This is a genomic window from Methanomassiliicoccales archaeon (genome assembly GCA_026394375.1).
Taxonomy (GTDB): Archaea; Thermoplasmatota; Thermoplasmata; order Methanomassiliicoccales; family UBA472; genus JAJRAL01.
In genome coordinates, this window is the sequence record JAPKYJ010000024.1 from 111,433 (window position 1) to 133,438 (window position 22,006).

The 22,006-nt window shown below is 59.1% G+C and carries 21 protein-coding genes and 1 tRNA gene; 10 read left to right on the forward strand and 12 right to left on the reverse strand.

From position 1 onward, the window contains the following. Positions 1 to 22: 22 nt before the first annotated feature. Together NT137_06955 and NT137_06960 are read right to left on the reverse strand one after the other, a co-directional pair. Positions 23 to 1,132 carry an SPFH domain-containing protein gene (locus tag NT137_06955; protein ID MCX6653071.1) on the reverse strand — a complete coding sequence of 370 codons (1,110 nt, stop codon included), beginning with the start codon at positions 1,130 to 1,132 and terminating at the stop codon, positions 23 to 25. A 4-nt stretch (positions 1,133 to 1,136) separates the two neighbouring features. Further along, positions 1,137 to 1,667 carry a hypothetical protein gene (locus tag NT137_06960; GenBank protein ID MCX6653072.1) on the reverse strand — a complete coding sequence of 177 codons (531 nt, stop codon included), beginning with the start codon at positions 1,665 to 1,667 and terminating at the stop codon, positions 1,137 to 1,139. Positions 1,668 to 1,845: 178 nt separating this feature from the next. Between NT137_06960 and NT137_06965 the strand changes: the two genes are divergently transcribed. From NT137_06965 to NT137_06975, 3 genes are all read left to right on the forward strand, one after another. Continuing rightward, the gene (locus NT137_06965) at positions 1,846 to 2,871 is read left to right on the forward strand and encodes a hypothetical protein (GenBank protein MCX6653073.1); all 1,026 of its coding nucleotides are present in this window, start codon (positions 1,846 to 1,848) and stop codon (positions 2,869 to 2,871) included. Positions 2,872 to 3,192: 321 nt separating this feature from the next. Next, positions 3,193 to 4,761 carry a glutamate synthase-related protein gene (locus NT137_06970; GenBank protein ID MCX6653074.1) on the forward strand — a complete coding sequence of 523 codons (1,569 nt, stop codon included), beginning with the start codon at positions 3,193 to 3,195 and terminating at the stop codon, positions 4,759 to 4,761. 315 nt (positions 4,762 to 5,076) lie between these two features. Beyond that, complete coding sequence (locus tag NT137_06975) at positions 5,077 to 6,939, forward strand: thioredoxin domain-containing protein (GenBank protein MCX6653075.1); 1,863 nt, start codon at positions 5,077 to 5,079, stop codon at positions 6,937 to 6,939. Here the strand turns inward: NT137_06975 and NT137_06980 are convergent. Together NT137_06980 and NT137_06985 are read right to left on the reverse strand one after the other, a co-directional pair. After that, entirely contained in the window at positions 6,936 to 7,520 is a 585-nt protein-coding gene (locus tag NT137_06980) for a hypothetical protein (GenBank protein MCX6653076.1), read from the reverse strand. The two genes, NT137_06975 and NT137_06980, sit on opposite strands and share 4 nt — an antisense overlap. Positions 7,521 to 7,525: 5 nt before the next feature. Then, a complete protein-coding gene (locus NT137_06985) occupies positions 7,526 to 8,722 on the reverse strand; it encodes a methionine adenosyltransferase (protein MCX6653077.1) in 1,197 nt (398 codons plus the stop codon). Between the two features lie 143 nt (positions 8,723 to 8,865). Between NT137_06985 and NT137_06990 the strand changes: the two genes are divergently transcribed. After that, complete coding sequence (locus NT137_06990; protein ID MCX6653078.1) at positions 8,866 to 9,429, forward strand: CBS domain-containing protein; 564 nt, start codon at positions 8,866 to 8,868, stop codon at positions 9,427 to 9,429. A gap of 3 nt (positions 9,430 to 9,432) precedes the next feature. Here the strand turns inward: NT137_06990 and rnz are convergent, their stop codons facing one another. Genes rnz through NT137_07005 form a run of 3 tightly spaced genes read right to left on the reverse strand, consistent with a single transcriptional unit; the run spans position 9,433 to position 11,732 of the window. Further along, positions 9,433 to 10,347: a ribonuclease Z gene (gene rnz / locus NT137_06995; GenBank protein ID MCX6653079.1), complete on the reverse strand. Its 915-nt coding sequence runs from the start codon at positions 10,345 to 10,347 to the stop codon at positions 9,433 to 9,435. A gap of 7 nt (positions 10,348 to 10,354) precedes the next feature. Then, positions 10,355 to 11,461, reverse strand: coding sequence for an MFS transporter (locus NT137_07000; GenBank protein ID MCX6653080.1), 1,107 nt, complete (start codon positions 11,459 to 11,461; stop codon positions 10,355 to 10,357). Positions 11,462 to 11,516: 55 nt separating this feature from the next. Next, positions 11,517 to 11,732, reverse strand: coding sequence for a hypothetical protein (locus NT137_07005; GenBank protein MCX6653081.1), 216 nt, complete (start codon positions 11,730 to 11,732; stop codon positions 11,517 to 11,519). A gap of 148 nt (positions 11,733 to 11,880) precedes the next feature. On the opposite strand from NT137_07005, the gene rpe reads away from it, so the two are divergent. Continuing rightward, on the forward strand, positions 11,881 to 12,528 hold the full coding sequence (gene rpe / locus NT137_07010) for a ribulose-phosphate 3-epimerase (protein MCX6653082.1): 648 nt from the start codon (positions 11,881 to 11,883) through the stop codon (positions 12,526 to 12,528). An 82-nt stretch (positions 12,529 to 12,610) separates the two neighbouring features. Further along, a complete protein-coding gene (locus NT137_07015) occupies positions 12,611 to 12,781 on the forward strand; it encodes a hypothetical protein (GenBank protein ID MCX6653083.1) in 171 nt (56 codons plus the stop codon). Here the strand turns inward: NT137_07015 and NT137_07020 are convergent, their stop codons facing one another. Continuing rightward, positions 12,782 to 12,994: a TRAM domain-containing protein gene (locus NT137_07020; protein MCX6653084.1), complete on the reverse strand. Its 213-nt coding sequence runs from the start codon at positions 12,992 to 12,994 to the stop codon at positions 12,782 to 12,784. An 83-nt stretch (positions 12,995 to 13,077) separates the two neighbouring features. Here NT137_07020 and fen point away from each other — a divergent pair, with 83 nt between their 5' ends. Then, a complete protein-coding gene (fen, locus tag NT137_07025; GenBank protein MCX6653085.1) occupies positions 13,078 to 14,112 on the forward strand; it encodes a flap endonuclease-1 in 1,035 nt (344 codons plus the stop codon). A gap of 75 nt (positions 14,113 to 14,187) precedes the next feature. Next, positions 14,188 to 18,381, forward strand: a complete 4,194-nt coding sequence (gene ileS / locus NT137_07030) for an isoleucine--tRNA ligase (protein MCX6653086.1) — start codon at positions 14,188 to 14,190, stop codon at positions 18,379 to 18,381. Positions 18,382 to 18,392: 11 nt separating this feature from the next. Here the strand turns inward: ileS and NT137_07035 are convergent, their stop codons facing one another. The 3 genes from NT137_07035 to NT137_07045 form a co-directional block, all read right to left on the reverse strand. After that, on the reverse strand, positions 18,393 to 19,271 hold the full coding sequence (locus NT137_07035) for a DUF126 domain-containing protein (protein MCX6653087.1): 879 nt from the start codon (positions 19,269 to 19,271) through the stop codon (positions 18,393 to 18,395). Next, the gene (locus tag NT137_07040) at positions 19,166 to 20,338 is read right to left on the reverse strand and encodes an aconitase X catalytic domain-containing protein (protein MCX6653088.1); all 1,173 of its coding nucleotides are present in this window, start codon (positions 20,336 to 20,338) and stop codon (positions 19,166 to 19,168) included. The genes NT137_07035 and NT137_07040 overlap by 106 nt, the downstream gene beginning before the upstream one ends. A gap of 66 nt (positions 20,339 to 20,404) precedes the next feature. Then, positions 20,405 to 20,524, reverse strand: a tRNA-Arg gene (locus tag NT137_07045). A 159-nt stretch (positions 20,525 to 20,683) separates the two neighbouring features. Here NT137_07045 and NT137_07050 point away from each other — a divergent pair. Both NT137_07050 and NT137_07055 read left to right on the forward strand, forming a co-directional pair. Beyond that, positions 20,684 to 21,325 (forward strand): hypothetical protein, encoded by a 642-nt coding sequence (locus NT137_07050; protein ID MCX6653089.1) that lies wholly within the window; start codon positions 20,684 to 20,686, stop codon positions 21,323 to 21,325. Further along, entirely contained in the window at positions 21,303 to 21,692 is a 390-nt protein-coding gene (locus NT137_07055; protein ID MCX6653090.1) for a hypothetical protein, read from the forward strand. The genes NT137_07050 and NT137_07055 overlap by 23 nt, the downstream gene beginning before the upstream one ends. A gap of 113 nt (positions 21,693 to 21,805) precedes the next feature. On the opposite strand, the gene NT137_07060 is transcribed toward NT137_07055, so the two are convergent. Then, entirely contained in the window at positions 21,806 to 22,000 is a 195-nt protein-coding gene (locus tag NT137_07060; protein MCX6653091.1) for a 30S ribosomal protein S27ae, read from the reverse strand. Between the last annotated feature and the right edge of the window lie 6 nt (positions 22,001 to 22,006).

A 22,006-nucleotide genomic window follows, 5' to 3' on the forward strand; every position in this document is an offset into this window, starting at 1 on the left:
CCATCCCCTCCTTGATCCTAGCTCACGCGGTCTTTCCGCACTCCGGGCAGAACTTGGAGCTGGCTGGAACCTGAGCCCCGCAGGAAGCGCATTTCTTGCTTACTCTCAGGGTAGTCCCACAGTTGGGGCAGAACTTCGTCCCTTCCGCCACCTTCTCCCCGCACTTGGGGCAGGGGACCGTGGCCGCTGCCATCTTCCCACCGCACTCGGAGCAGAACTTGCTCGTGACCGGATTGGGGGTTCCGCACTTCGGGCACGGAAGCATGGGCGCTTGCTGCGCCGGGGGCTGCTGTCCCGGGGGCGAGCGCATGGAATCCATCATCTGGTAGCCCATACCGATGCCCGCTCCCACGCCCACTCCTACGCCTGCCGCCCCACCGGACGGGTTCTGGGCCGCCTCGCGCATGGCCTGCCCGGACTGGTACTGCATGTAGTTGGCGTTCAGCACCTGCATCGACGAGCGGGTGTCCACCGCCTTCTGCACCTCGTCCGGAACGGAGACATAGAGTCCAGAGACCTTGTCCACGCTCAGTCCGTAGAGGTCGAAGTGGTCCTTGGACCGGGAGAGCACGACCTGCTCGATGTTGGTGAGGTTGGAGGCCATGTCCACCACGCCCATCCCCTGGTTCTTCATGTCGCCCAGGGAATCGTAGACCAGAAGCACCATCTGCTCCTTGATGCGCTCCTCCACGTCGGCGGAGGAAGCGAAGTTCAAGGTACCCACGAACTGGTTCACGAAGTTCGCTGCCGAGGATAACTTGTACCGGAACTCGCCGAACACCCGCAGGTTGACGATGCCAAAGTCCTTGTCCCGGAACTGGTAGGGCTGCTTGGACCCGAACTTGCCGTCGAACACCCTCTTCTGCAGGTAGACGACCTCCGCCTGCTGCTGTGCCCCGGAAAGGAATTTGACGATCTTGCCGACGATGGGCGCGTTCAGTGAGGTAAGGGCGTAACGGTCCGGTCTGTCGATGTAGTCCAGCACCTTGCCGTCGCGGAAGAAGACCGCGATCTCGTCCTCTCTTACCACGATGTTGTCGTTGAACTTGATGTTGCGAGGGATGCGATACATGATGTTGCTGCGCTTGTCCACATCCTCCCACTTGAAAGTGTCCGCCCCGATGACGCTCATGTCCTCACACCTCCGTGTTGGTTATGACCCGCATTCGCCTCCCGAAGCGGTCCTCGAAATCCGTGATGCCCTGCTTCACGGTCACCAAGTCCGTGTTCGCCTGGGCCGTGTCCTGTGCGCGGAGGCTGCCCTTCAACGACTGCACCGCCTGGCCGATCGCACCCAGCATATCGATCATGCTGGTGTCGTATTCATAGAGGCGGTTGAGCTCCGTCTCCTTGACTTGCACGTCGGCGGCGATGCCCGAGTACCCCGTCTCCGCATGGGCCACCGTCCCTTCCACCTTCTTGAAGCGACTGATGAGCCCCCCGATGGTGTCGAGCTGAGGCGAGCTGTAATCCTGAACGATCATGGTCCGGCAGTCCTCCAGACCGCGGCGCTGCAACCCCAGCAGGCGCGCCAACTGGGCACGGAGCATGCGGTCAGAGTCCCTCAGGTCCTCTTTCAGCCTGTACCCCCGGAATCCCGGAACGAAGGTCTGAATGGTCTTTAGCAGACCCCTGTCTTCACCCACCCTATCTCTGATATCTGTCATGTACGGGTCCTCCCGACCCTGGCATCAATATCTCGTCCCTCTCTTAAAAGTGTCGTCTTGGGGTGCGCTCGGGTGATAGAGGCCAGACCAACTCTTTCTGCCCCAACCCGTCATCATCACTAGCAAGGATAAAATAGCCCTACTGACGATTCAGATGCATCCAGTCAAGGTGATGGGTATGGACCAGAAGCGAATCGCACTCGTGGGCTACGGGAATGTGGGGAAGGCGCTCGTTGATATGCTGTCTGGGGTAGATCCATCGGGCAAGCGGTTCGTGTTCTCGGCCGTGTGCTCGCGCTCCCTAGGCGTCGTGCGTCTCAAGGATTCCTCCCCTAAGGGCGTGGAGAAGAAGCTCAAGTCCCAGAAGGACGAAGCCAAGGCCTACAATCCGGAAGCGAGGGTGGCGGAGATCAAGTCCTATCTGAAGGACGGAGACTTCGACATCCTGGTCGAGGCGACCTCCGCCGACTATCGCACCGCTGAGCCGGCCAGGACCTATATACTCACCGCTCTGGACCGAGGCATCGACGTCGTCACATGCAACAAGGCGCCTATCGCTCTGAATCTCAAGGAGCTGCGAGAAGCGGCCGCCCGGTCCAACGCCTCCTTCAAGTTCGAGAGCACGGTCATGGACGGCACCCCGGTCTTCTCGATGTTCAAAGGAATGCCTCCGGTGAGGCTGATGAAGATCCGGGGCGTTTTCAACTCCACCACCAGCATGATCATCGACACCATGCGCGAGGGAAAGAACTTCACCCAAGGTCTGAAGAAGGCCAAGGCGGCAGGAGTGGCGGAGACGGACCCGGACAACGACCTCAGCGGCATGGACTCCGCGGCCAAACTGGTCATTCTGTGCAACGCCCTGGGAGGCATGCAGATCGGATTTCGGGACGTGAAGACGGAGCAGATCACCGAGGACCTGCTGAAGCAGACCATTACCGGTGTCAAGGGTGACAGATGCGTGCGCGTGCGCCAGGTGGCCACGGCGAACTTTGAGAGCAAGGAGTTCAAGGTGCAGCTGGAGGTGCTCCGGCCGGAGGACATGCTGTTCTCATGCACTGGGGCGACCAACGCCGCCATATTCTCCATGGACCTTTTCGGAGAGCTGGTGATCGCGGAGCGAGACCCGACATTGCGGGAGACGGCGTTTGGTATCTATTCTGACATCGTTGACCTCTATACGAAGGATGCCTGCTATTATTGATACTGGCTGAAAGGCAGAAGGATCACACGAAGAGCGTTATTAAACGAGAAGGTCGTCATCTAAATAGTAGACCATTCCAGCGAATCGGAGGCCAGCAATGAGACAGCCGGTTCGCACTTGACGTTTGTCCATTTGAAAGGCATATCGACCGTCGATAATAGACAAAGAGCATTGATTAGGGCCTTCGCGCAACAAAACTTCAAATACGGTCATGCAATCGACATTCGTGTCTTGCCATAGCTTGGCAGGATTCGAGCAGGGAGCGAATTGAGAATGCAGATAATAGAGAATTCTAGGTCAACGACCGGCACCAAGACCAGAGTGCAAGACGTGAATCCGACGAGCGGGATGTGCCCCTTATGCATAGAGGAATGCCAGGTGATGTGCGAGGTCGGCAAGTCCGCCTTCCGCGGTCGCGAAGTGCTATACCCCAGTCAGGAGTACTTCGGGACCAGCACCGCATCCGCCAACAAGGACTACTTGTTGGATTGGTCGCACTTCCAGATATTGGCCGAGCTGATCGGTGCCTATGGCATCGAACCGAGCCCTGACAAGGCGTTCTTCGAGAATGCCGATGTGACCACCACAGTGGCGAACTCCTCCAAGAAGCCGATAAAGTTGGGAGTGCCATTCGTCATCGCCGGCCTGGGCTCGACCGCCGTGGCCAAGCGCAACTGGGAATCGCTGGCGAAGGGCGCGGCGATGGTGGGCATCATCGAGACCGTGGGCGAGAACGTCTGCGGCATGGACCATGATTCCACTTATGCCAAGGGCAAGGTGCAGAGATCTCCGGACATGGAGTTCCGCATCAACTGCTTCCGCGAGCTCTGGGACGGCAAGACCGGCGACATCGCCGTGCAAACGAACGTCGAGGACCAGAGGGGAGGCGTGGACGAATACGTGCTTTCCAAGCTGGAGGTCAACATCATCGAGCGCAAGTGGGGCCAGGGTGCCAAGGCCATCGGCGGCGAGGTGCGCTTGGATAGCCTGGACCGCGCCCTAGAGCTGAAGAAGCGCGGCTATCTGGTCCTGCCGGACCCGGAGGACAAGATGGTCGCCGAGGCTTTCAAGGCCGGCGCCTTCAAGACTTTCGAGCGGCACAGCCGGGTGGGCTTTCCGAACCGAAGATCGTTCGTGGAGGACATCGAGTCATTGCGCGACAAAGGCGCCAAGTACGTCTTCTTGAAGACCGGCGCCTATCGACCAGAGATCGTCGCTTTCACCATGAAATGCGCTTCCGAGGCCAAGATCGACATGCTCACCTTCGATGGCGCGGGGGGCGGCACGGGCATGTCCCCCGTTCCCATGATGAACGAGATGTCGACGCCCACCGTTCACCTGGAGGCCGAGCTCCTCGCCTGTGCCAAGATCATCAGGGACCAGGGACGGTTCGTGCCCGACATGGTCATGGCGGGCGGCTTCGTCAACGAGACCCAGATGTACAAGAGCATGGCCATGAGCAATATCGGCGGCGGACCGCTGATCAAGGCCATCGGAATGGCCCGCTCACCCATCCTGGCGGCCATGAAGGCCGGGTACTTCGCCCGATTGGCGGAGCAGGGCAAGTTGCCCAAGTCCTTCGCGGACGAGTATTCCACCGACCCGAAAAAGTTCTTCGTCATGGCCTCGGACCTGCAGGACCGATTCCCCAAGGCGAAGCTGGGCAAAGACATCCCCTGGGGCGCGGTCGGGCTGTACACCTACTTTGACCGGACGGCCATTGGATTGAAGCAACTGATGGCCGGTTCGAGGAAGTTCAAACTGGAGAACCTGGCCAGGGATGACATCTGCGCCTTGAGCGAGTATGCCAGCAAGGTCACTGGCATCGATACCTTCGACTCCATGTCGGCCAGGGTCATGCCGGGCATCCTCGAGTTCTGGGACGAGTGAAGATATCGATCCACAGTTCGGATCTCTCAAACCTCTTCCATCCATTCTATTCCCATGGTCCAGACCCGGCCCTGGAATCGCGTAAGACTTAACTACGCAAATGATCATCTTGCCTCCACCGTGCTCAAGCGCGGGAGAAGGATTCAAAGGACGTCCCCGATGGGGCCGGCTTAGGAGGAGACAAACCCCTCAGAAAGGGTCGGGCCACCGATCCATTCTCGATCGGTGCTCAGACCCTTTCCCCTCCCTCCGCCTCGGATTCATTGACGGTTCCAACGAAGCTGTTATTATCCCTCTGCTCCACTGGTCTGAACCATGAGCAATAGTGGGACGAAGGAAGGACCCTACCCGCGCACCAACCATCTTGCCAATGAGCGGTCGCTTTACTTGCGGCAGCACGCACACAATCCTATCGATTGGCATCCCTGGAGCGCTGAGGCGTTCCAGAAGGCAGAGCGAGAGGACCGGCCAGTGCTCCTCTCCATCGGCTACTCCACCTGCCATTGGTGCCACGTCATGGCCCGCGAGTCGTTCGAGGACGAGTATGTGGCTAGCCTCCTCAACCGCTTCTTCGTGTGCGTCAAGGTGGACAGGGAGGAGCGGCCGGACATTGACAGCATATACATGGCCGCCTGCCAGCTTATGACCGGGGGAGGGGGCTGGCCTTTGACCTTGGTGATCACCCCGGACCGCAGACCGTTCTTCGCGGCCACCTATCTTCCCAGAAGGGGCTCGCCAGGCTCTCCAGGCTTGGTCGACATCATGACCCAGGTTGACTCCCACTGGAAGCTTGATCGGAACCCTTTGATGCAGACGGCCGACCAGGTCTTGAACGCGTTGAGGCAATTCGCTGCGCGCCGGGAATCGGGCCCTATCCAAGAAAATGCGTTCGATCTGGCATACCGACAGCTTGCCGATTCCTTTGACGACATCAATGGAGGATTCGAACTCGCTCCCAAGTTCCCTTCGCCCCACCGGCTGCTGTTCTTGCTTCGCTATCATCGACCGACCGGTGAGCGTCAAGCCCTCGACATGGTCACCACGACCTTGAGCAAGATGCGCGAAGGAGGGCTCTATGACCACGTTGGGTTCGGGTTCCATAGGTACTCGACGGACGCGCGCTGGCACCTTCCCCACTTCGAGAAGATGCTCTACGACCAGGCAATGCAGGTGCTGGCGTACACGGAGGCGTATCGCATCACCGGGGACGAGCGTTGGAAGAGGACGGCCTTTGAGGTGCTGGCCTATGTGGAACGGGAGATGACGTCGCCCTTCGGGGGTTTCTACTCGGCGGAAAGCGCGGATAGCGAAGGGGAAGAAGGGCGCTTCTATGTTTGGACCTGGAAGGAGCTCGATTCGATGCTTTCCCCCGAAGATATGAAGATCATGGTGGACGCCTTCGGTATCACCAAGGACGGCAACTTCCGGGAAGAGGCGACGCGCAGACGAACGGGAGCCAACGTTCTCCATGTGGTCCGTTCTGTTCCCGAATTGGCTAAGGACCATAGTGAGAGCGAGGAGCAGATCTCGGCTTCCCTATCTCGCTCCCTCTCTCAGGCCTTCGATGCCAGAGAGTCAAGGCTACATCCGGATAGGGATGACAAGGTGCTCACCGACTGGAACGGACTGATGATCGCCGCCTCCGCCCGGGCCGCCAAGGTGCTCGGACATCCGAGCGCGCTCGATTCGGCCCGAAAGGCTGCCAACCTCATCTCGCACCACCTGATGCCAGATGGCCGTCTGAGGCACCGGATGGTGGGAACGGAGGTGGCCATCGATGGCTTCCTGGACGACTATGCCTGCTTCGCCTGGGGTCTGGTAGAGCTGTTCGCTGCCACGGGGGAGGGAGTGTATTTGGCTCAGGCCGAGAGCCTGGTGGATGTCATGTCACAGCGATTCTGGGACGAGAGGTCGGGCGGTTTCTACCAAACGGCGGAGGACGCGGAAGATGTGCTGGTGCGAATGAAAGAGTCCTATGATGGAGCCACGCCGAGCGGCAACTCGGTGGCGGCGTTCGTTCTGGCGGGACTGGCCAGGTTGACAGGCAAGAAGGAATATGCGGAAAGAGGCGTGCGCACGGTGCAGGCGTTCGCGGAAGATGTGGGGTCCAACCCCGCGGCCCACGCCTTCATGCTCTGCGCCCACCATGATCTCAAGGCGTGGCCAGAGGGACCCTAGACCAGATCGAAGGCCGCGGCCAGCGCCCCGTCCTCAGCCCGATCGTAGCTCGAGGCGGTGCCTATGATGACCACGTCCCCTTCGTTCAAGTCGAAGGTGCCCCGCAGGTCCGCGGTGATGCCGGGCTTCTCCTCGTCCAAAGAGTAGTCGGGGGGCACCACGAGCCTACCGCCGACCACTATGATGGTGGTGGCACCCTCCGCCCCCGCCTTGATGGCCGCGTCCCTTTGCTCGATTCCAAGGCTGATGCGCCTGGACCTGCCCTTGACCTGGACCGCCACGTTCCTTTCGCTTATGGAGATGTCCGAAGGATGGAGCCGCTGCACCTTCAGCGGGACCTGTTTCAGGAACTCCAGGCCTTTGTTGGAGACCTTGATCCCGGTCTGCTTAATCTCGATCATCCCTTTTTCACGCAGGTACTCGACGATGGTCCTCATCGAGCCTTCGCCCAGGCCGACCGAGCCAGCAAGCTGCCTCCGCCCCCTCCTGTGCCCATCGGCGAGCACCAGGAGGGTGCGGTAAACGTGGTAGTCCGCGAAACGGTGCAGCGGGCCGTATTTCGGTAGGTCGACGAGCTTCATCGACCTTAGAATACGGTTATCTCGCCATTTACAACTTTCTTCGTCACCGTGTCGATGTTGTCCAGCCAGTTATCGGCTATCGACCTCGCTTCCTTTTCCCACTTCTTGTAGTTGGCTCCAGGAGCGATGATGAGCTGCACGCTGCAGGTCTGCGGGTTGTCGATGGGCTTGCCGATCTGGGAGAGGATGCGCACCTCCGCTTCCAGCACGTCCCCGCCGGCGGCGTTCGCAATGTCCTCGGCGATGAACTTCGAAAGGATGTTGTATAGCTTGCCCGCGTGAGTGATGGGGTTCTTGCCCGCGGAGGCCTCCATGCTCATCGGCCTGAAGGGAGTGATGAGCCCGTTCACCCGGTTGCCTCGGCCGACGGAACCATCATCCCCGTTCTCCATGCTCAGGCCCGTGGCCGTGAGGTAGTACACCCCTGCCTTGTAGTTGTCCGCCGTGTTGACGTCCACCTTGACGTTCAGGTCGGTGTACTTCACTGCGTTGTCCGCGATCTTCTCCTTTATCTCTGCCACGGCATTCTGATAGTGATCCCCGTCAGGGATGTAGCGGTCCACCATGGCGATGGCGCAGGTGAGGTTGATGGTGTCGCCCATGCGCGCGGCCATGACCTTTACGTCCTCGCCCGTTTCCTTGTACTTGCGCTTGAGCGCGCCGTTGATGTATCTCTCGCTCTCCAGCACGACCCTCTCCGTCTGGCTGTAGGGAGCGTATCCCACGCCGAAGGAGGTGTCGTTGGAGAGGTGCTTCTTGCTCTCGTAGACGGCGCATAGGTCACAGGAGCCCTTGCCGATGCGGCAGTCCACCATGACATCCGTCTCCAGGTCGAGGTTGGGGAAATGGTTCTTGAGGTACTCGTAGGCCGAATGGACTGCGGTGGAACGATACGGGAGACGCTCGCCGCCGACCTCGGTGGTGGCCCGACCGACGAGGAGGATGTAGACCGGTTCGAGCACATCGCCGCCGCCGAAGCGGGGGTTGGACTGTCCTCCGACGATCTGCGTCTCATCGGTGTTGTGATGCAGCACTCGGTCGTATTTCTCCAGATACATTCGGCACAGCGCTCGGCTGACCGACTCGGAGAGACCATCGGCGATGCTATCCGGATGACCGATGCCCTTGCGTTCCACCAGCTCCACTCTCTGCTTCTCTATCGGAGTGTAATCTATCTTCTCCACGATGATGTTCTTGGCCATTTGATCTTCACCTTACTTATCCGACTAGCTTCCACGGACTTGAGTAAAACCCGTGGCTAGCGCGGTTTAGCGCTCGAAGAGGTTGCATCGATATATAGGTGCTTGACAAAAATATTCATATGTGAATAGCAATGGAGTACAGTATGAAATTTCCGCCCGCCACCGAGATCATGCGATTGCGACACGCGCTGGACATCACCCAGATGCAGCTGTCCTCCATGTCCGGGGTCTCGCAATCCACCATCGCCAAGATCGAGAAGGGGGCGATCAACGGCTCCTATGAATCGGTGGTGCGCATCTTCGACGCACTGCAAGGTGAGATGGACCGAAGGAGGAAGGGGAGGCAGGCGAAGGACGTCATGTCCCGCAACATCATCTCCATCCAGGCCAGGGACCGGGTGAAGAAGGCATCGGAACTGATGCGCCGTTCGGGATACTCCCAGCTGCCGGTCTTCGACGGCTCGCAGCCGGTAGGGAACATCAGCGAGTTCGGCATCCTGACACAGCTGCGGGACGGCACGAGCATGGACGAAGTGCGCGATCGTCCTGTCCGGGAGGTAATGAACGAGGCATTCCCAGTGGTGAACGAAGACACGCCCCTGGAGACCGCAACGAGCCTGCTGTCCACCTCCAAGGCGGTGCTGGTTGGCAGAAAAGGCAAGATTACGGGCATAATCACCTCCTCGGACGTGCTGAAGCTGATCTAGGTCTCATTCCCCTTTCGGAGGGTCGACCTGGACCACCATCAGGTCCTCCGCAACGTAGGAATCAGGGAATACCTTTCTAGCCTCCTCCTCCAGTTCCTTGGCCTCATCGTAGCGGCTGCTCAGATGGTAGAGGTAGAGGCGCTTGGCTTCCGATCTCCTAGCCACCTCCGCTGCCTCTGCAGCGGTGGAATGCCCATACTCTCGCGCATCGGAGATGAGACCGGAAGCGACGGTGGCCTCGTGCACCAGCACGTCGGCTCCCTTGGCCGCCTCGATCAGAGCTTCGCAAGGCCGAGTGTCCCCGGATATGGCGATCTTCCTTCCTGGTCTTCTTGGCCCCATGACCATCTCGGGCGCGACCGTGCGATCGTTCACAGAGACGGAGTGGCCTTCCTGCAGACGTCTGAACGAAGGTCCTGTTGGGATTCCTAGAGCTTTTGCCTTGTCGAGGTCGAACTTCCCCGGGCGCGCCTGCTCTTCCAGAACATATGCCAACGAGGGCACGGAATGCATCGATCGCACCGCCTTGACCTTGAAATGCTGGAAATCGACCTCGTCCCCATCCTCGAGATCCTGTGCCGTCACCGGGAACCCCGATTGGAAATAGCCAAGGTGCAACATGGCTGCCGTTGTCTCGGCAGTGCCTGCCGGTCCGAAGACGAAGAGCTCCTTCTCCCTTCCGCTGAAGCTCATGGACTGGACCAGAGCGGGAATGCCCAGGAAATGATCTCCATGCAGATGGGTGATGAAGACGGTGTGCACCTTCATGAAGGAGGCCGAGGAACGCATGAACTGCCTTTGTGTCCCTTCGCCACAGTCGAATAGGATGATCTCCGAGCCCACCTGCACCGCCACCGCGCTCACATTCCGCTTTGGAGTAGGGAGACTTCCGCCGGTGCCGAGGAACACTATGCGCACGTCGGTCCTATTGGCCGGAGGGAATTAAGCTTTTGTCCACGTTCCTCGACATCCAGCGGTCCGTGACTATGAAAATGATCAGGCCGAGGATGCCCATGCCCGTGGCGATGTACATGCAGCCATGGTATCCGTAGACCTGGGCCGCGATGCCTCCTAGCAGGGCGCCGATGATGGCGGACACGCTGAGAGAGGACTGCAGCAGTCCTGCCGAGGTACCCTTCTCATCGTTTCGTTCCATCACGTACTTGATCGAGCCTATGTACAAGGTGGACCACGCCAGGGCGATCATGATCTGCGCCGGGATTATCTCCCAATAGACCCTCGCCAGGGTATACGACGGGAAGGTGAGGATGGACATGATGAAACCTACGTTCACCAGCAATACGGAGCGATATCTATCGCAGAACCGCATGAAGACGAACTGCCCCAGGGCGTTGATGGCATAGATGGCCCCGATGAAGACCGGGTCGGCCCCCAGGTCCGCCAGGAAGAGAGGATAGATGACCCAGATCATGTTCGCCCCAATGTGACGGAACATCACTGATGTGTACACCGGAAAATTGCGCTTCATTATCTTGATGGGGAAGATAGGGACCTTGTGGTGCGTCTCCTTGCCGAATGGCAGGTAGAGAGAGACGAGGAAGGCTCCCGCCATCATGATGGCCGCGAACAGGAAGATGCCGTCATAGATGCTTATCAGACCGGCCACGAAGACCCCGAACCCAAAGCCCAACGAACCGAAGCTGGTGAACTTGCCCACTTTTTTGTCCGTTTCATAGACGTGAGCGAGGAGGGCGGAGGGGAATATGCCAGCGCACAGCCCCACGAGGACCCGCACCATGAGCAGGACGAAGGCGCTGTCAGCGAAGATCTGCAGGGAGGCGGCGATGATCGACAGGAACAACCCTGCCTTGAGCACCGAGCGTCGGCCGTAGACGTCCGAGATCCGACCAAACACGTAGGACGAGGCGAAGATGGCCGCGCTGTAGGATGCGACGATCACCCCTATCTCGGCGGTGCTGGACTGGAACTGGTCCCTCGCCAGATTGGGGATCAGCAGCGAGGACGCGGACAGCCCCGCACTGGAGAACATCTGAATGGTCGATGCCTTCATCCGCGGCTCGAACCAGATTGGGGCTATTTATAAATGAAGCCTGACAGCCGCGGAATCAGTGACCTAACGAATCCAGTATGCGGTCCTGCTTGGTGGCCTTCTTGAATTGGCGATAGTGGTCCTTGCACAGGTGCGCCCTCTTGGTCCCCTCTTCCACATCCAGCCCGGCCTCGCGCGCGCTCTCGCCAGAAACGGACCTCTCGGCCTCCTTGCCGCAGTCCTTCACCATGCACCTTTCAACATCGCGGACTGCGCTCTTCCTGTCTTCCATGAGTTCGCAATAATACAGCAACAATAAAAAAGTTGTTCGCCCGGAACAAGGCGTCAAGCGCTGAAATGAGCGATACTTCAGTCGTCGCCTCTTTCCTTCGAAAAGCCAATGACAAATATAATTAGTCCTGGACGAGATAGCAGGCCAGATGATCAAGGTCGCCCCCTCTATCTTGTCCGCCAACTTCGGTGCGCTCGGCGAAGAGGTGAAGCGCCTGGAAGATGCGGAAGCGGACTGGGTGCACGTGGACGTGATGGATGGTGACTTCGTCCCGAACATCACCATCGGTCCGTGCGTGATCAAATCCATCCGGGCCTTCTCCAGGCTGCCTTTCGACGTCCACCTGATGATCAGCCGACCGGAGCGCTACGTGGACGTCTTCGCCGGGGCCGGTGCGGACATCATGACGGTGCATTTGGAGGCGACCAGCGACGTGGAAGGTACTCTAAGGCACATCCGTTCGCTGGGAAAGAGGGCGGGGCTCTCGATCAACCCAGGTACTCCCTTCTCCGCCGCGAGACCGTTCCTGCACCAGCTTGACCTATTGCTCATCATGACCGTCAACCCAGGATTCGGAGGGCAGCCTTTCATCGTCGAATGTCTGCCGAAGATCACGGAGGCACGGGACTTCGTCCGCAAGAACGAGCTTGGCGTGGAGATCGAGGTGGACGGCGGCATCAACGCCAAGACGGGGAAAATGTGCGCTCAGGCCGGGGCGAGCGTTTTGGCGGCCGGCAACGCCCTCTTCGGATGCTCTGACATGAAGCGGGAGATCGCCCTCTGGAAGAGCTTCTGAACCTCATTTCCGAAAGAAGAACTGTGGAACCGATTGGCAAACCTTCATAAACGGTTCCTCTCATTCAGCCTCAAGTGGACAAATGGTTGAGCTCTCCAGAGACAAGCTTGTGATACTGTTCGCCGTGGTGTTCCCGCTCGCCCTGATGCTAACCGCGATCTACCTCGGCTCGGGGGTATGCGTGATCATCCCCCTGATGGTCTGGATAGGGATCGCTTTGATGATACTCTATTTGCCCACCGAGCAAGATTGATCAAGGCACTACCTGGGCGAAGGCCGATTTATTGCCCACCCGGGTGATCTTGATCTTGACCGTTTGACCGACCTTGGTCTCCGGTACGAAGACCACCAGCCCTTCCATCCGAGCGATGCCGTCGCCCTGGGAGCCGACATCTGTGATCGTGACGGTGTACTCCTTGCCCTCTTCTACTGGTTTCTTCCCCTTGAACCCATGCTCGAACGCCATGGGGCCAAGATTCAACCTAGCAGTATAAAGAAGTGGCGCAGGCAAGGTTTTTTCCCAGGCTGGTGCCTTCATATACTGGGAATATGGGCGTCAATCTCTCCGACATCGTTCCAGCTCAGAGAATAGAGCTGGAATCACTTGCTGGCCGCACGGTGGCCATCGATGCCTACAATGCCATCTATCAGTTCCTGTCGGTCATCAGGCAGCCGGATGGCACTCCCCTGCGCGATCAGAGAGGTAGGGTCACGTCGCATCTGGCGGGACTGCTGTATCGAAATGCCAACCTGTTGGAGATGGGCGTTATGCCTGCTTACGTCTTCGATGGCCTTCCTTCCAAGCTGAAGCAGCGCACCATCGTCGAGCGAAGCGAGCGTCGCACCAAAGCGAAGAAGGAGTGGGAGGCGGCGGTGGAGAGAGGAGACTACCAGGCAGCGTATTCCAAAGCCACGCAATCGTCCCGCATAACCAATGAGATCGTGGAATCGTCGAGGCTCCTGCTCACCCATTTGGGCATTCCAGTGATCCAGGCGCCAGAGGAAGGAGAGGCCCAAGCGGCCTTCATGGCGCTGAAGGGGGACGTGTGGACGGCCTCTTCGCAGGATTTCGACTCCTTGCTGTTCGGAGCACCACGCCTGGTGCGCAATCTCACCCTGACGCAGAAGCGCAAGCTTCCGGGCAAGGAGATAGCCAAGGAAGTGAGCGTGGAGATGATCGAGCTGGAGTCCACCCTTCGGACCTTGAACTTGAGTCGAGAGCAGCTCGTGGACCTCTGCATCCTCGTGGGCACCGACTACAACGAGGGGGTGCTTGGCATCGGGCCGAAGAAGGGGTTGAAGCTGATCCAAGAACACAAGGACCTGGAGAGTGTGATGCGCTTCCTGCAGGTGGAGATCGAGGATCACCAGCATATCCGCGACCTCTTCCTCCGCTATGAGAGCACGTCCGAGTACAAGCTGGAATGGAAAGCGCCTGACGAGGCGAAGGTCATCGATCTCCTGTCAGGGCAGTTCGATTTCTCCCAGGCCCGGGTGGAAGGGGCGTTGAAGCGCATGATCACTCTTCCCGGAGGGAGGAAGCGCGTCGCGACCGCGGGGCAGAGGAGCTTGGACCTGTTCTGACCGTGGTCACGAACCGAATAGCCAGGACCGCCTGTTTTTAAAAGGGGCAACGTATATAGGGGCGTCGGGACGGCGATGATAAAGCAGGTCCAAGCGAACTACGATCCCGCGGAACTCGAGAAAAGGGTTCGGGAATACTGGAAACAGAGCAATGCCTACAGGAAGACCAAGGAGTTGCGGTCTTCCGGGACGGACTTCTATTTCGTGGACGGCCCTCCTTACACTACTGGCTCGATCCATTTAGGCACGTCCTTTAACAAGACGCTCAAGGACACTTTCATCCGCTACAAGCGCATGCAGCGCTTCAACGTGCGCGACCAGCCCGGGTATGATATGCACGGGCTTCCGATCGAGGTCAAGGTCGAACAGTCCATCGGGGTAAAGAACAAGAAGGAGATCGAGGAGTACGGCATCGATCGCTTCGTCAGCACGTGCAAGAACTTCGCCGTGGACTTCCAGAAGAAGATGACCGAACAGTTCAAGGAGCTCGGGATCTGGATGGACTGGGATAATCCCTATCTCACTATCACATCCAACTACATCGAGGCGGCTTGGTGGACTCTTAAAAGGGCATATGACAAGGGGTTGCTCATCCCCGCCAACCGCGTACTCTCATGGTGCCCTCGCTGCGAGACCGCTCTGGCGGAGGCGGAGATCGAGTACCGGGACGAGAAGGACCCTTCCATCTACGTGCGCTTCCCGCTCAAGGACGATGAGGGCGTTTCATTGCTCATCTGGACCACTACTCCCTGGACGCTGCCAGCGAATATGGCGGTAGCGGTGCATCCGGACCTCACCTATGCCAAGGTCAAGTACTTCAAGAAGGAAGGCGGCGAGACGGTCATCTTGCTGGAGAGCCTGGTGGAGCAGGTAGGGCAGCTGGCAGGCTACGAGGGCTACGAGGTTCTGGAAGGCATCGAGGGCGATGACCTCATCGGCCTGGAGTATGTGCCCCCGTTCCTGAACGATGTGCAATTCCAGCGCGAGACCACGGGGAAGTGGGTGCACCGGATCATCCCCTCCACCACGGTGGCCGCGGAGAACACCGGCCTGGTGCACATCGCCCCCGGACACGGCCCTGAGGACTTCGAACTGGGCAAGGAGTTCAACCTGGAGCCCTTCTGTCCGGTCGATGAGTCAGGGAAATTCAGCAAGGACATGCCTCCGAAATACGCGGGAATGAACGTCAAGGAGGCCAACAAGCACATCATGGAGGAGCTCAACGAACGTGGCCTGATGTACTCCGTCGGAACGATCGTCCACCGCTATGGACACTGCTGGCGCTGCGATTCAGGAGTGATATTCCGCAACACCGCGCAGTGGTTCCTCAAGATCACCCAGATAAAGAACCTCATGCTGGAGGAGATCGACAAGGTGCGCTGGACGCCGGATTGGGCCGGGTCGTCGAGGGAATACGACTGGACGGTGAACGCGCGCGACTGGTGCATCTCCAGGCAGAGATACTGGGGCATCCCCTTGCCGATCTGGACATGTTCCTGCGGAGAGATGAAGGTCATCGGTTCCACCATAGACCTGGAGAAGGGCGATGGCTACCGAAAGGACATGGAACTGCACCGCCCATGGATCGATGCCGTCACCTTCAAATGCACCCACTGCGGCAAGACCATGAAGCGTGTGCCAGATGTCTTGGACGTTTGGTTCGATTCCGGGGTGGCCTCTTGGGCTCAGCTGGGCTTCCCCAAGAGCCGAACCGAGTTCGACAAGTGGTGGCCATGCAAGTGGATCACCGAGGCGCATGATCAGACCCGGGGCTGGTTCTACTCTCAGCTGGCAGCGGGTTGCATCGCCTTCGACCGGGCTCCCTATGAAGGCGTGCTGATGCATGGCTGGGTGCTCGATCCGAACGGTCAACCGATGTCCAAGTCCCGGGGCAACGTCATCGAACCGGAGAAGGTCATCAAGGACTATGGTGCGGACGCCCTGCGCTTCTACCTCATGCGCACCAACGCTCCCTGGGAAGACACCTGCTTCCAATGGGATGGGGTGAAGAACGCGCGCAAGACCCTCAATATCCTTTGGAACGTGGTGAACTTCGCAACCACCTACATGTCCATCGATTCGTACGATCCCAGCAAGATGTCCGTGGACGCTCTGCGAGGGAACCTCCGACCCGAGGACCGGTGGATGATCTCGCGCACGGAGGGAATGAAGAACGAGGTCACCAAGTACCTCAATTCCTACGAACTGCACAAGGCCTGCCGGGCCCTGGAGGACTTCGTGCTGGAAGATCTGTCACGCTGGTACGTTAGATTGATCCGCGACCGTATGTGGAAGGAAACCGGCGACCTGGACAAGCTCGCCGCCTACCGCGTGCTGTTCGATGCCATCTCCGCTCTCAATCGGGCCCTGGCGCCCTTCTGCCCTCACATCACCGAGGAGATCTTCCAGCACATGGAAGGGAACAAGGAAACGGTGCACATGTTGGACTGGCCGGTCTCGGACCAGACCAACCGCGATGAGCGCCTGGAGCAGAACGTGGCCACGGTGCAGGAGCTGGTGGAGATCGTCACCAAGGAGCGCCAGTCGCGCAACATCAAGCTCCGTTGGCCGATGAAGCGCATCGTGGTCCGGGCGGCGAACAACGACGCCTTGGAAGCGATGAAGTCGCTCGAGTCCGTCCTCCTCTCCCAAGCCAATGTGAAGAAGGTGGAGTACATTCCACCGGGTCAGGAATGGAACGAGATCATCCTCTCCGCGGTCCCGAACCCCAATGCCATTGGGAAGGTCTACCGGCAATGGTCCAGCAAGATCGCCGTTCTTCTCAAGTCCCGGCCGGCAAAACAGATCCGGGAGTGCATCGACAAAGGCTCGTACTCCCTGGGCATCGAAGGACAAATGATCAAGATCGAGCCCAACATGGTCACTTTCACAAGCTCGTTACCGGAGAAGGTCGTGGGGGTCAAGTTCTCCAGCGGCGACCTCTACATGGACTTCGAGATAACCCCAGAGATAGAGGCCGAAGGATTCACTCGAGAGCTCACCCGGCGCATCCAGCAGATGCGCAAGGACATGAAGCTGGACGTGGAGGAGTTCGTGCGAGCAGAGGTCAACGCACCGGTCCGCCTGGTGGAGTACTTCCGGGTGTGGAAAGAGCACATCATGAACGAAACGCGCTGCCGGCAGCTGGAGTTCACCGAGTCCCCACATGGAGATCACACCGCGGAATGGGATGTGGAAGGTGAGCATCTGCAAGTCTCGCTGGTCTCGCTCCATTTCAAGGAAGCCATGGGCCAGCTTATGACCATCTCGGGTCTATCGCAGAGCTCGGCCATCACCCTCATCGAAGCGGGGCACCGGATCCTCAACGACGTCAAGCCCTTGACCGAAGACCAGCTGGTGGCCAGCGGGCTTCCCAGGACCGAGGCCAAGAAAGTGGTTCACTTCCTTAGCCGAGCAGGGGTCGAGGAGATCAGCCCCGCACCCGCTCAGGCCGCGGCCACGGTCATAATTGCCATGCCTAAGGAGAAGCTGATGCCTTACCTCCTGCGGGTCCCGCGCATGAATGAGGTCAAGGCTGAGATGCTCTATGAGGCGGGATTCAACGCCCTGGACAAGATCAAGGCCGCGAGCAAGGAATCGCTCCGCACCGTCAAAGGCATGGGCGGCAAGACCGTGGACGAACTGGTCCAGTATGCCGCTCGCGGCGGTTTCGAGGCCGTGGTGAAATGCAATTCCTGCGGAGCCGACGTCGGGCCCAATGCGGTCACCTGCTCGAACTGCGGAACCAAGGTGCCTTCCGAGCATCTGGTGGAGGGGGAGGAAGAGGTCGAGGCTGCCCCGCCGGTTGGCCCGGAGATCGAGCTGGAACGCTCATTCACCTACCTCATAAAGGAGGAGAAGTCGGAGCGCTCCTACCACATGTTCGAGAAGGCCATGACCATGGGGATGAGGGGGTTCTGCGTCACCCGCAACTACCCGCTCAAGATAAAGGCCAAGTACAACTTGGGCGAGACACCCATACTATGGCTCTCCAACGTGGGCAAGGAGAGCAGCATCCGGCCCAAGGACCTGGAGAAGCTGAGCGTCTCACTGGAGCAGTTCCTGGGGACGGAGGGCGGAGTCATCCTCCTGGACGGCCTGGAGTATCTGATCACCAATAACAACTTCCTCACCGTGCTCCGGCTGGTGCAGTCGCTCAGGGATCAGGTGGCGATCAACCATTCCATACTCATGCTGGCCCTGAACCCTTCGACGCTGGACGCGCACGAGCTCAATCTGTTGGAGAAGGAAGTGGACGCCACCATTTGAGCATTCTTGGCCTAGAGCAATGACCTCAGGATGCGCAGGAACCCAGGCACCGCGGATAGCTCCGATGCCTGATGGGGATAGATCCAACGATACTCGGTGTGTTCCCAGTCGAGTGTGACCAGATCTGTATCCACCTCGAAGAGAAAGGGATGGACGCACCACACCCGGTCCTCGACGCGTATCGACTGGACCGGGGCCTCCTTGAGCAGCCGAGGCGATTCGACGGACACTTCCTCCCTGATCTCCTTGCTGGCGGTGTCAATGGGCCTCTCCCCGGGCTCTATGTACCCTGAGACCCCGGCCCACATGCCCCTATTGGTCGAGACCTTGTCGCTTCGCTTCAAGGCGAGCACCTTTCCCTGGTGCACGAGGACGCAGGTGACCACCTTCGACTCCTCGACCGAAATAAGCTCGACCGATCCCTCCGATCCATCGACCTTCACCTGGTCTCCGTCTCGTAGCAATGAGAGATCGATGGAGTCCACCATGGGCAGTCCGGCCATAATCGCACCCGTGGCCACGATCGTCTCAGCCCGCTCGTTGATGATGGCGATGGGGAGCGTGCTGTTCTTCCTCATTTGCAGAAGGGTGTATGAGCCCACGGTACTCCCTCTCCCATGGGGGAAGCCGAAAACCGTGCCCGTTATGTTCCGTCCCTCCGCTCCAGAGGTGCTGCTGAGCTTGCCGGTGTTGACATCTACCCCTCCAAGAAAGCTGAAGGCCTTTTCCAGCAGGACCAGCTCGCCTTCGCCCTTGCCATTCGATATAGAACGCCCTCGGAGGATCAGAGGATCATCTCCAATAGAGCAGAATACGAATCGCAGACCACCTTCTGGGAGCAGAGGCCGGGAAGATAGGTGCAGGCCTTGGCCGAGTTGGTGGCGGTGCATTTGTGAGCGGGTTCGATGGGAGCAACGATCATGCAGGTGTCGCAAAGGACCTTGCCAAAGCGTTCCAGCACCGCCGTCTCCTTGGGGCACCAGGTGCGCACCGTGCGAGAGGTGCAGAACCAGACCTCTGGCGCATCGGGTCGCTTTCTCCGCCCGTCGAGCCTGGAGGCAAGCATCTTCATCTCCATCTGGGAGAGGTGCGGGCATCCTAAGGCTATGAGGTCCGGATCTCTTCCGGTGGTGAGGGAGTCCTTGGCCCGCTCTATCTCCTCTCTTCCGATCTGCACCCTCTCCAGGCTTTCGAGTTTCTGAGCGGAGGCTTTGGGCGTGATGCCTTCGACGTGGAACAACGCGACGGACCCAGCGGCCGCCATGGCCGCCGCCATTGTCTTCAGGCCGTTCACGTCCGGGCGGATGCCTTTGAAGTAGGGCACCGCTCCCCCAAGTTTCAGTCCGACCGCATGACCGAGAAGGGAGTAGTCGGTTATCTCATCCTGGACCTCCGCCTCGATGACCACTGTGGCATGTCGGTTCTCTTCGAGGTGCAGGCCGTACATCGGGGTCTTGCCGACGATGGCCGCTGCCAGAGCCCCAGGACCACCTTCGCGGTTCGTCCGGGCGTCCAGCACGGAGTTGACGTACGACAACGCCGAGCTCTCTGCCCAAGCGACGGTCTCCCCCTGCCTCGGTGTGTTGCCTGTCAAATAGGGAGTGCAGGTGCAGTTCGCCTCCACCCCCATCTTGGCATAGGCATCGATGATGGCGGTCTGCTTCCGGGCGAACTCCGGGCTCACACCCATCTCTCCCCATCGCTCGCGGTCCATTCCCGCGGGGTTGAGGGTGGTGCGCACCGAGACCCGGGCATTCTCTGCCATCTGCATGAGGAAGTCGAGCCCGCCATCGCCGATGGTCTTGTAGGAAACGCCTGAGAGATGGGCGGAGGTCACGGGCACGAGCCGCTCCGCGTCATAGATCTTTCCGATGGCCAGGAGCAGTTCCATGGCTCGTTGGGACCCAATCCCTTTCTCCCCTGCCAGAATCCGTTCTTCTTCAGCGGTCAGATACATGGCGTGGCCAAGTACCCTTTCATCGCATAAAACCCTTTTGCGCAGACCCTACGACAGCATAGGAAATGGCGGGCCCGCCGAGATTTTCGTCCCCCGAAGGGGATTTCGAACTCGGGTTCGAGGCTCTCTCCGATCCGTTCCGGACCGCCGGAGGCCTCTGTGATATCCAAGCTACACTACGGGCCCGCAGCCCACGCATGATCGATGTCGGGGATAAACCTTGCTATGTCCAGAGCAGCAAGATGGCGCTTTTATATCGCGGACAGTATTTATATAGAGTGATGACCGCTACCCAATTGAATGTGAAGAAGGCTCAAGAGGTTGCTTCGAGAGAGGCGAAGCACGGTGCTGTACGCGCGGTTCGCCCTCTTCCTCCTGCTGGACGCTGGGCTGGCCTACTATTACGTCACCTCTGCCACGGCCAAGGTCGAATCAGCGAAGGACCAACTCCCGTTCAATCTCATCGATCTTCAGACCTCTCTCTCCGATATGGAGCTCTATCTAACTAGCACAGGAGTATTTGTGCCCACGAGGAGCGGCTACTCCCAGCTGAACGTTGCCGGAACGGCAAAGGAGATCGCCCTGGGCCAGGCTAGCGACTCTGCGGCCGTGCTCACGACCGATGGGAAAGTGCAGTTCTTTCCCGCCGGAGCCTCGAATCCCGGCTTCACGGTGGCGCTCGACGGCGACCTCGCCCAGATCGGCATCATGGAGATGTACGACCCCATGCAGTACGTGCCCATGGTGGTGTCGGTGCTAGGACACAATGGGTCGGGTGACTACCTTCTCACCCTCTCTGTGACCCAAGGAGGAAAGATCGACTTCACCCATCATTTCGAGGCCAATGTGACCTCTTTTTCGCAGTCCTCGACCGTCACCATGATGGCCTTCGGCATCGACAACGGCAAGACGCTCATGTTCCGCACCTCGGACCGCAAGATCACCAACACCATTTCCAGCCCTGGTGGCGTGGGAGAAAAGGATTAGGCGCCTCGGATTCGGACCCCTGTATGCCGGCATAATAGGTGTGCTGGCGGGAGCGGCCACCGCGGCCATCTTCCAGGATGCCACGGCCATCGCGTGGTTCGGTAGCGAACTGGCATATCTTGGCATAGCGGCTGCGGTTGGGACGGTGGGATGCGTACTATCCTGGAACGCCCAGGCCGGACCCCTGGGGCTGGTGCTTGGGGCGGCGGGAGGTCTGATCTCCTCCGTTCCCATCTCCATCGTGGCCGCCTTCCTCTTGTGGTCTTATGGCTACATTGTTCCAGGGCAGGACCCGATCATCGGAAGCGCGCTCAATGGGATCGGGACCGGCTTCTGGGGCGGATTGGTCGGTGGGGCCGCGGGTTAAGTCGCCACCCGGTTCGTGAAGTAGGTGCTCGAGGACCGAAATCATCGAGCGGTGACCTGGGTAGAAATGGGGGATCGAACTCGAGAGTAAAAGAAGGAACGATTTCTTTGTGATCACTTCTTCCTGAACTCGGTGTATCCGCACTTGCCGCAGGCGAGGCGATTCTCGTGCTCGCCCAGGAATACTCCCGGTCCGCATTTGGGGCAGTGCTTCCTCTTCCGCTCCAGCTTGCCTTCCTTGTTCACGGCGTAGCTGTCCTTCTTCGATTTCCTGGGCGTCTTCGGGCCCTTCTCTTTCTTCTCTGCCAATCAGAT

Coding starts and splice junctions, on each gene's coding strand:
- NT137_06955 (MCX6653071.1), bottom strand. CDS start 1,132: ATGAGCGTCATCGGGGCGGACACTTTCAAGTGGGAGGATGTGGACAAG.
- NT137_06960 (MCX6653072.1), bottom strand. CDS start 1,667: ATGACAGATATCAGAGATAGGGTGGGTGAAGACAGGGGTCTGCTAAAG.
- NT137_06965 (MCX6653073.1), top strand. CDS start 1,846: ATGGACCAGAAGCGAATCGCACTCGTGGGCTACGGGAATGTGGGGAAG.
- NT137_06975 (MCX6653075.1), top strand. CDS start 5,077: ATGAGCAATAGTGGGACGAAGGAAGGACCCTACCCGCGCACCAACCAT.
- NT137_06980 (MCX6653076.1), bottom strand. CDS start 7,520: ATGAAGCTCGTCGACCTACCGAAATACGGCCCGCTGCACCGTTTCGCG.
- NT137_06985 (MCX6653077.1), bottom strand. CDS start 8,722: ATGGCCAAGAACATCATCGTGGAGAAGATAGATTACACTCCGATAGAG.
- NT137_06990 (MCX6653078.1), top strand. CDS start 8,866: ATGAAATTTCCGCCCGCCACCGAGATCATGCGATTGCGACACGCGCTG.
- NT137_07000 (MCX6653080.1), bottom strand. CDS start 11,461: ATGAAGGCATCGACCATTCAGATGTTCTCCAGTGCGGGGCTGTCCGCG.
- NT137_07005 (MCX6653081.1), bottom strand. CDS start 11,732: ATGGAAGACAGGAAGAGCGCAGTCCGCGATGTTGAAAGGTGCATGGTG.
- rpe (MCX6653082.1), top strand. CDS start 11,881: ATGATCAAGGTCGCCCCCTCTATCTTGTCCGCCAACTTCGGTGCGCTC.
- NT137_07015 (MCX6653083.1), top strand. CDS start 12,611: ATGGTTGAGCTCTCCAGAGACAAGCTTGTGATACTGTTCGCCGTGGTG.
- NT137_07020 (MCX6653084.1), bottom strand. CDS start 12,994: ATGGCGTTCGAGCATGGGTTCAAGGGGAAGAAACCAGTAGAAGAGGGC.
- fen (MCX6653085.1), top strand. CDS start 13,078: ATGGGCGTCAATCTCTCCGACATCGTTCCAGCTCAGAGAATAGAGCTG.
- ileS (MCX6653086.1), top strand. CDS start 14,188: ATGATAAAGCAGGTCCAAGCGAACTACGATCCCGCGGAACTCGAGAAA.
- NT137_07035 (MCX6653087.1), bottom strand. CDS start 19,271: ATGCACCGCCACCAACTCGGCCAAGGCCTGCACCTATCTTCCCGGCCT.
- NT137_07040 (MCX6653088.1), bottom strand. CDS start 20,338: ATGTATCTGACCGCTGAAGAAGAACGGATTCTGGCAGGGGAGAAAGGG.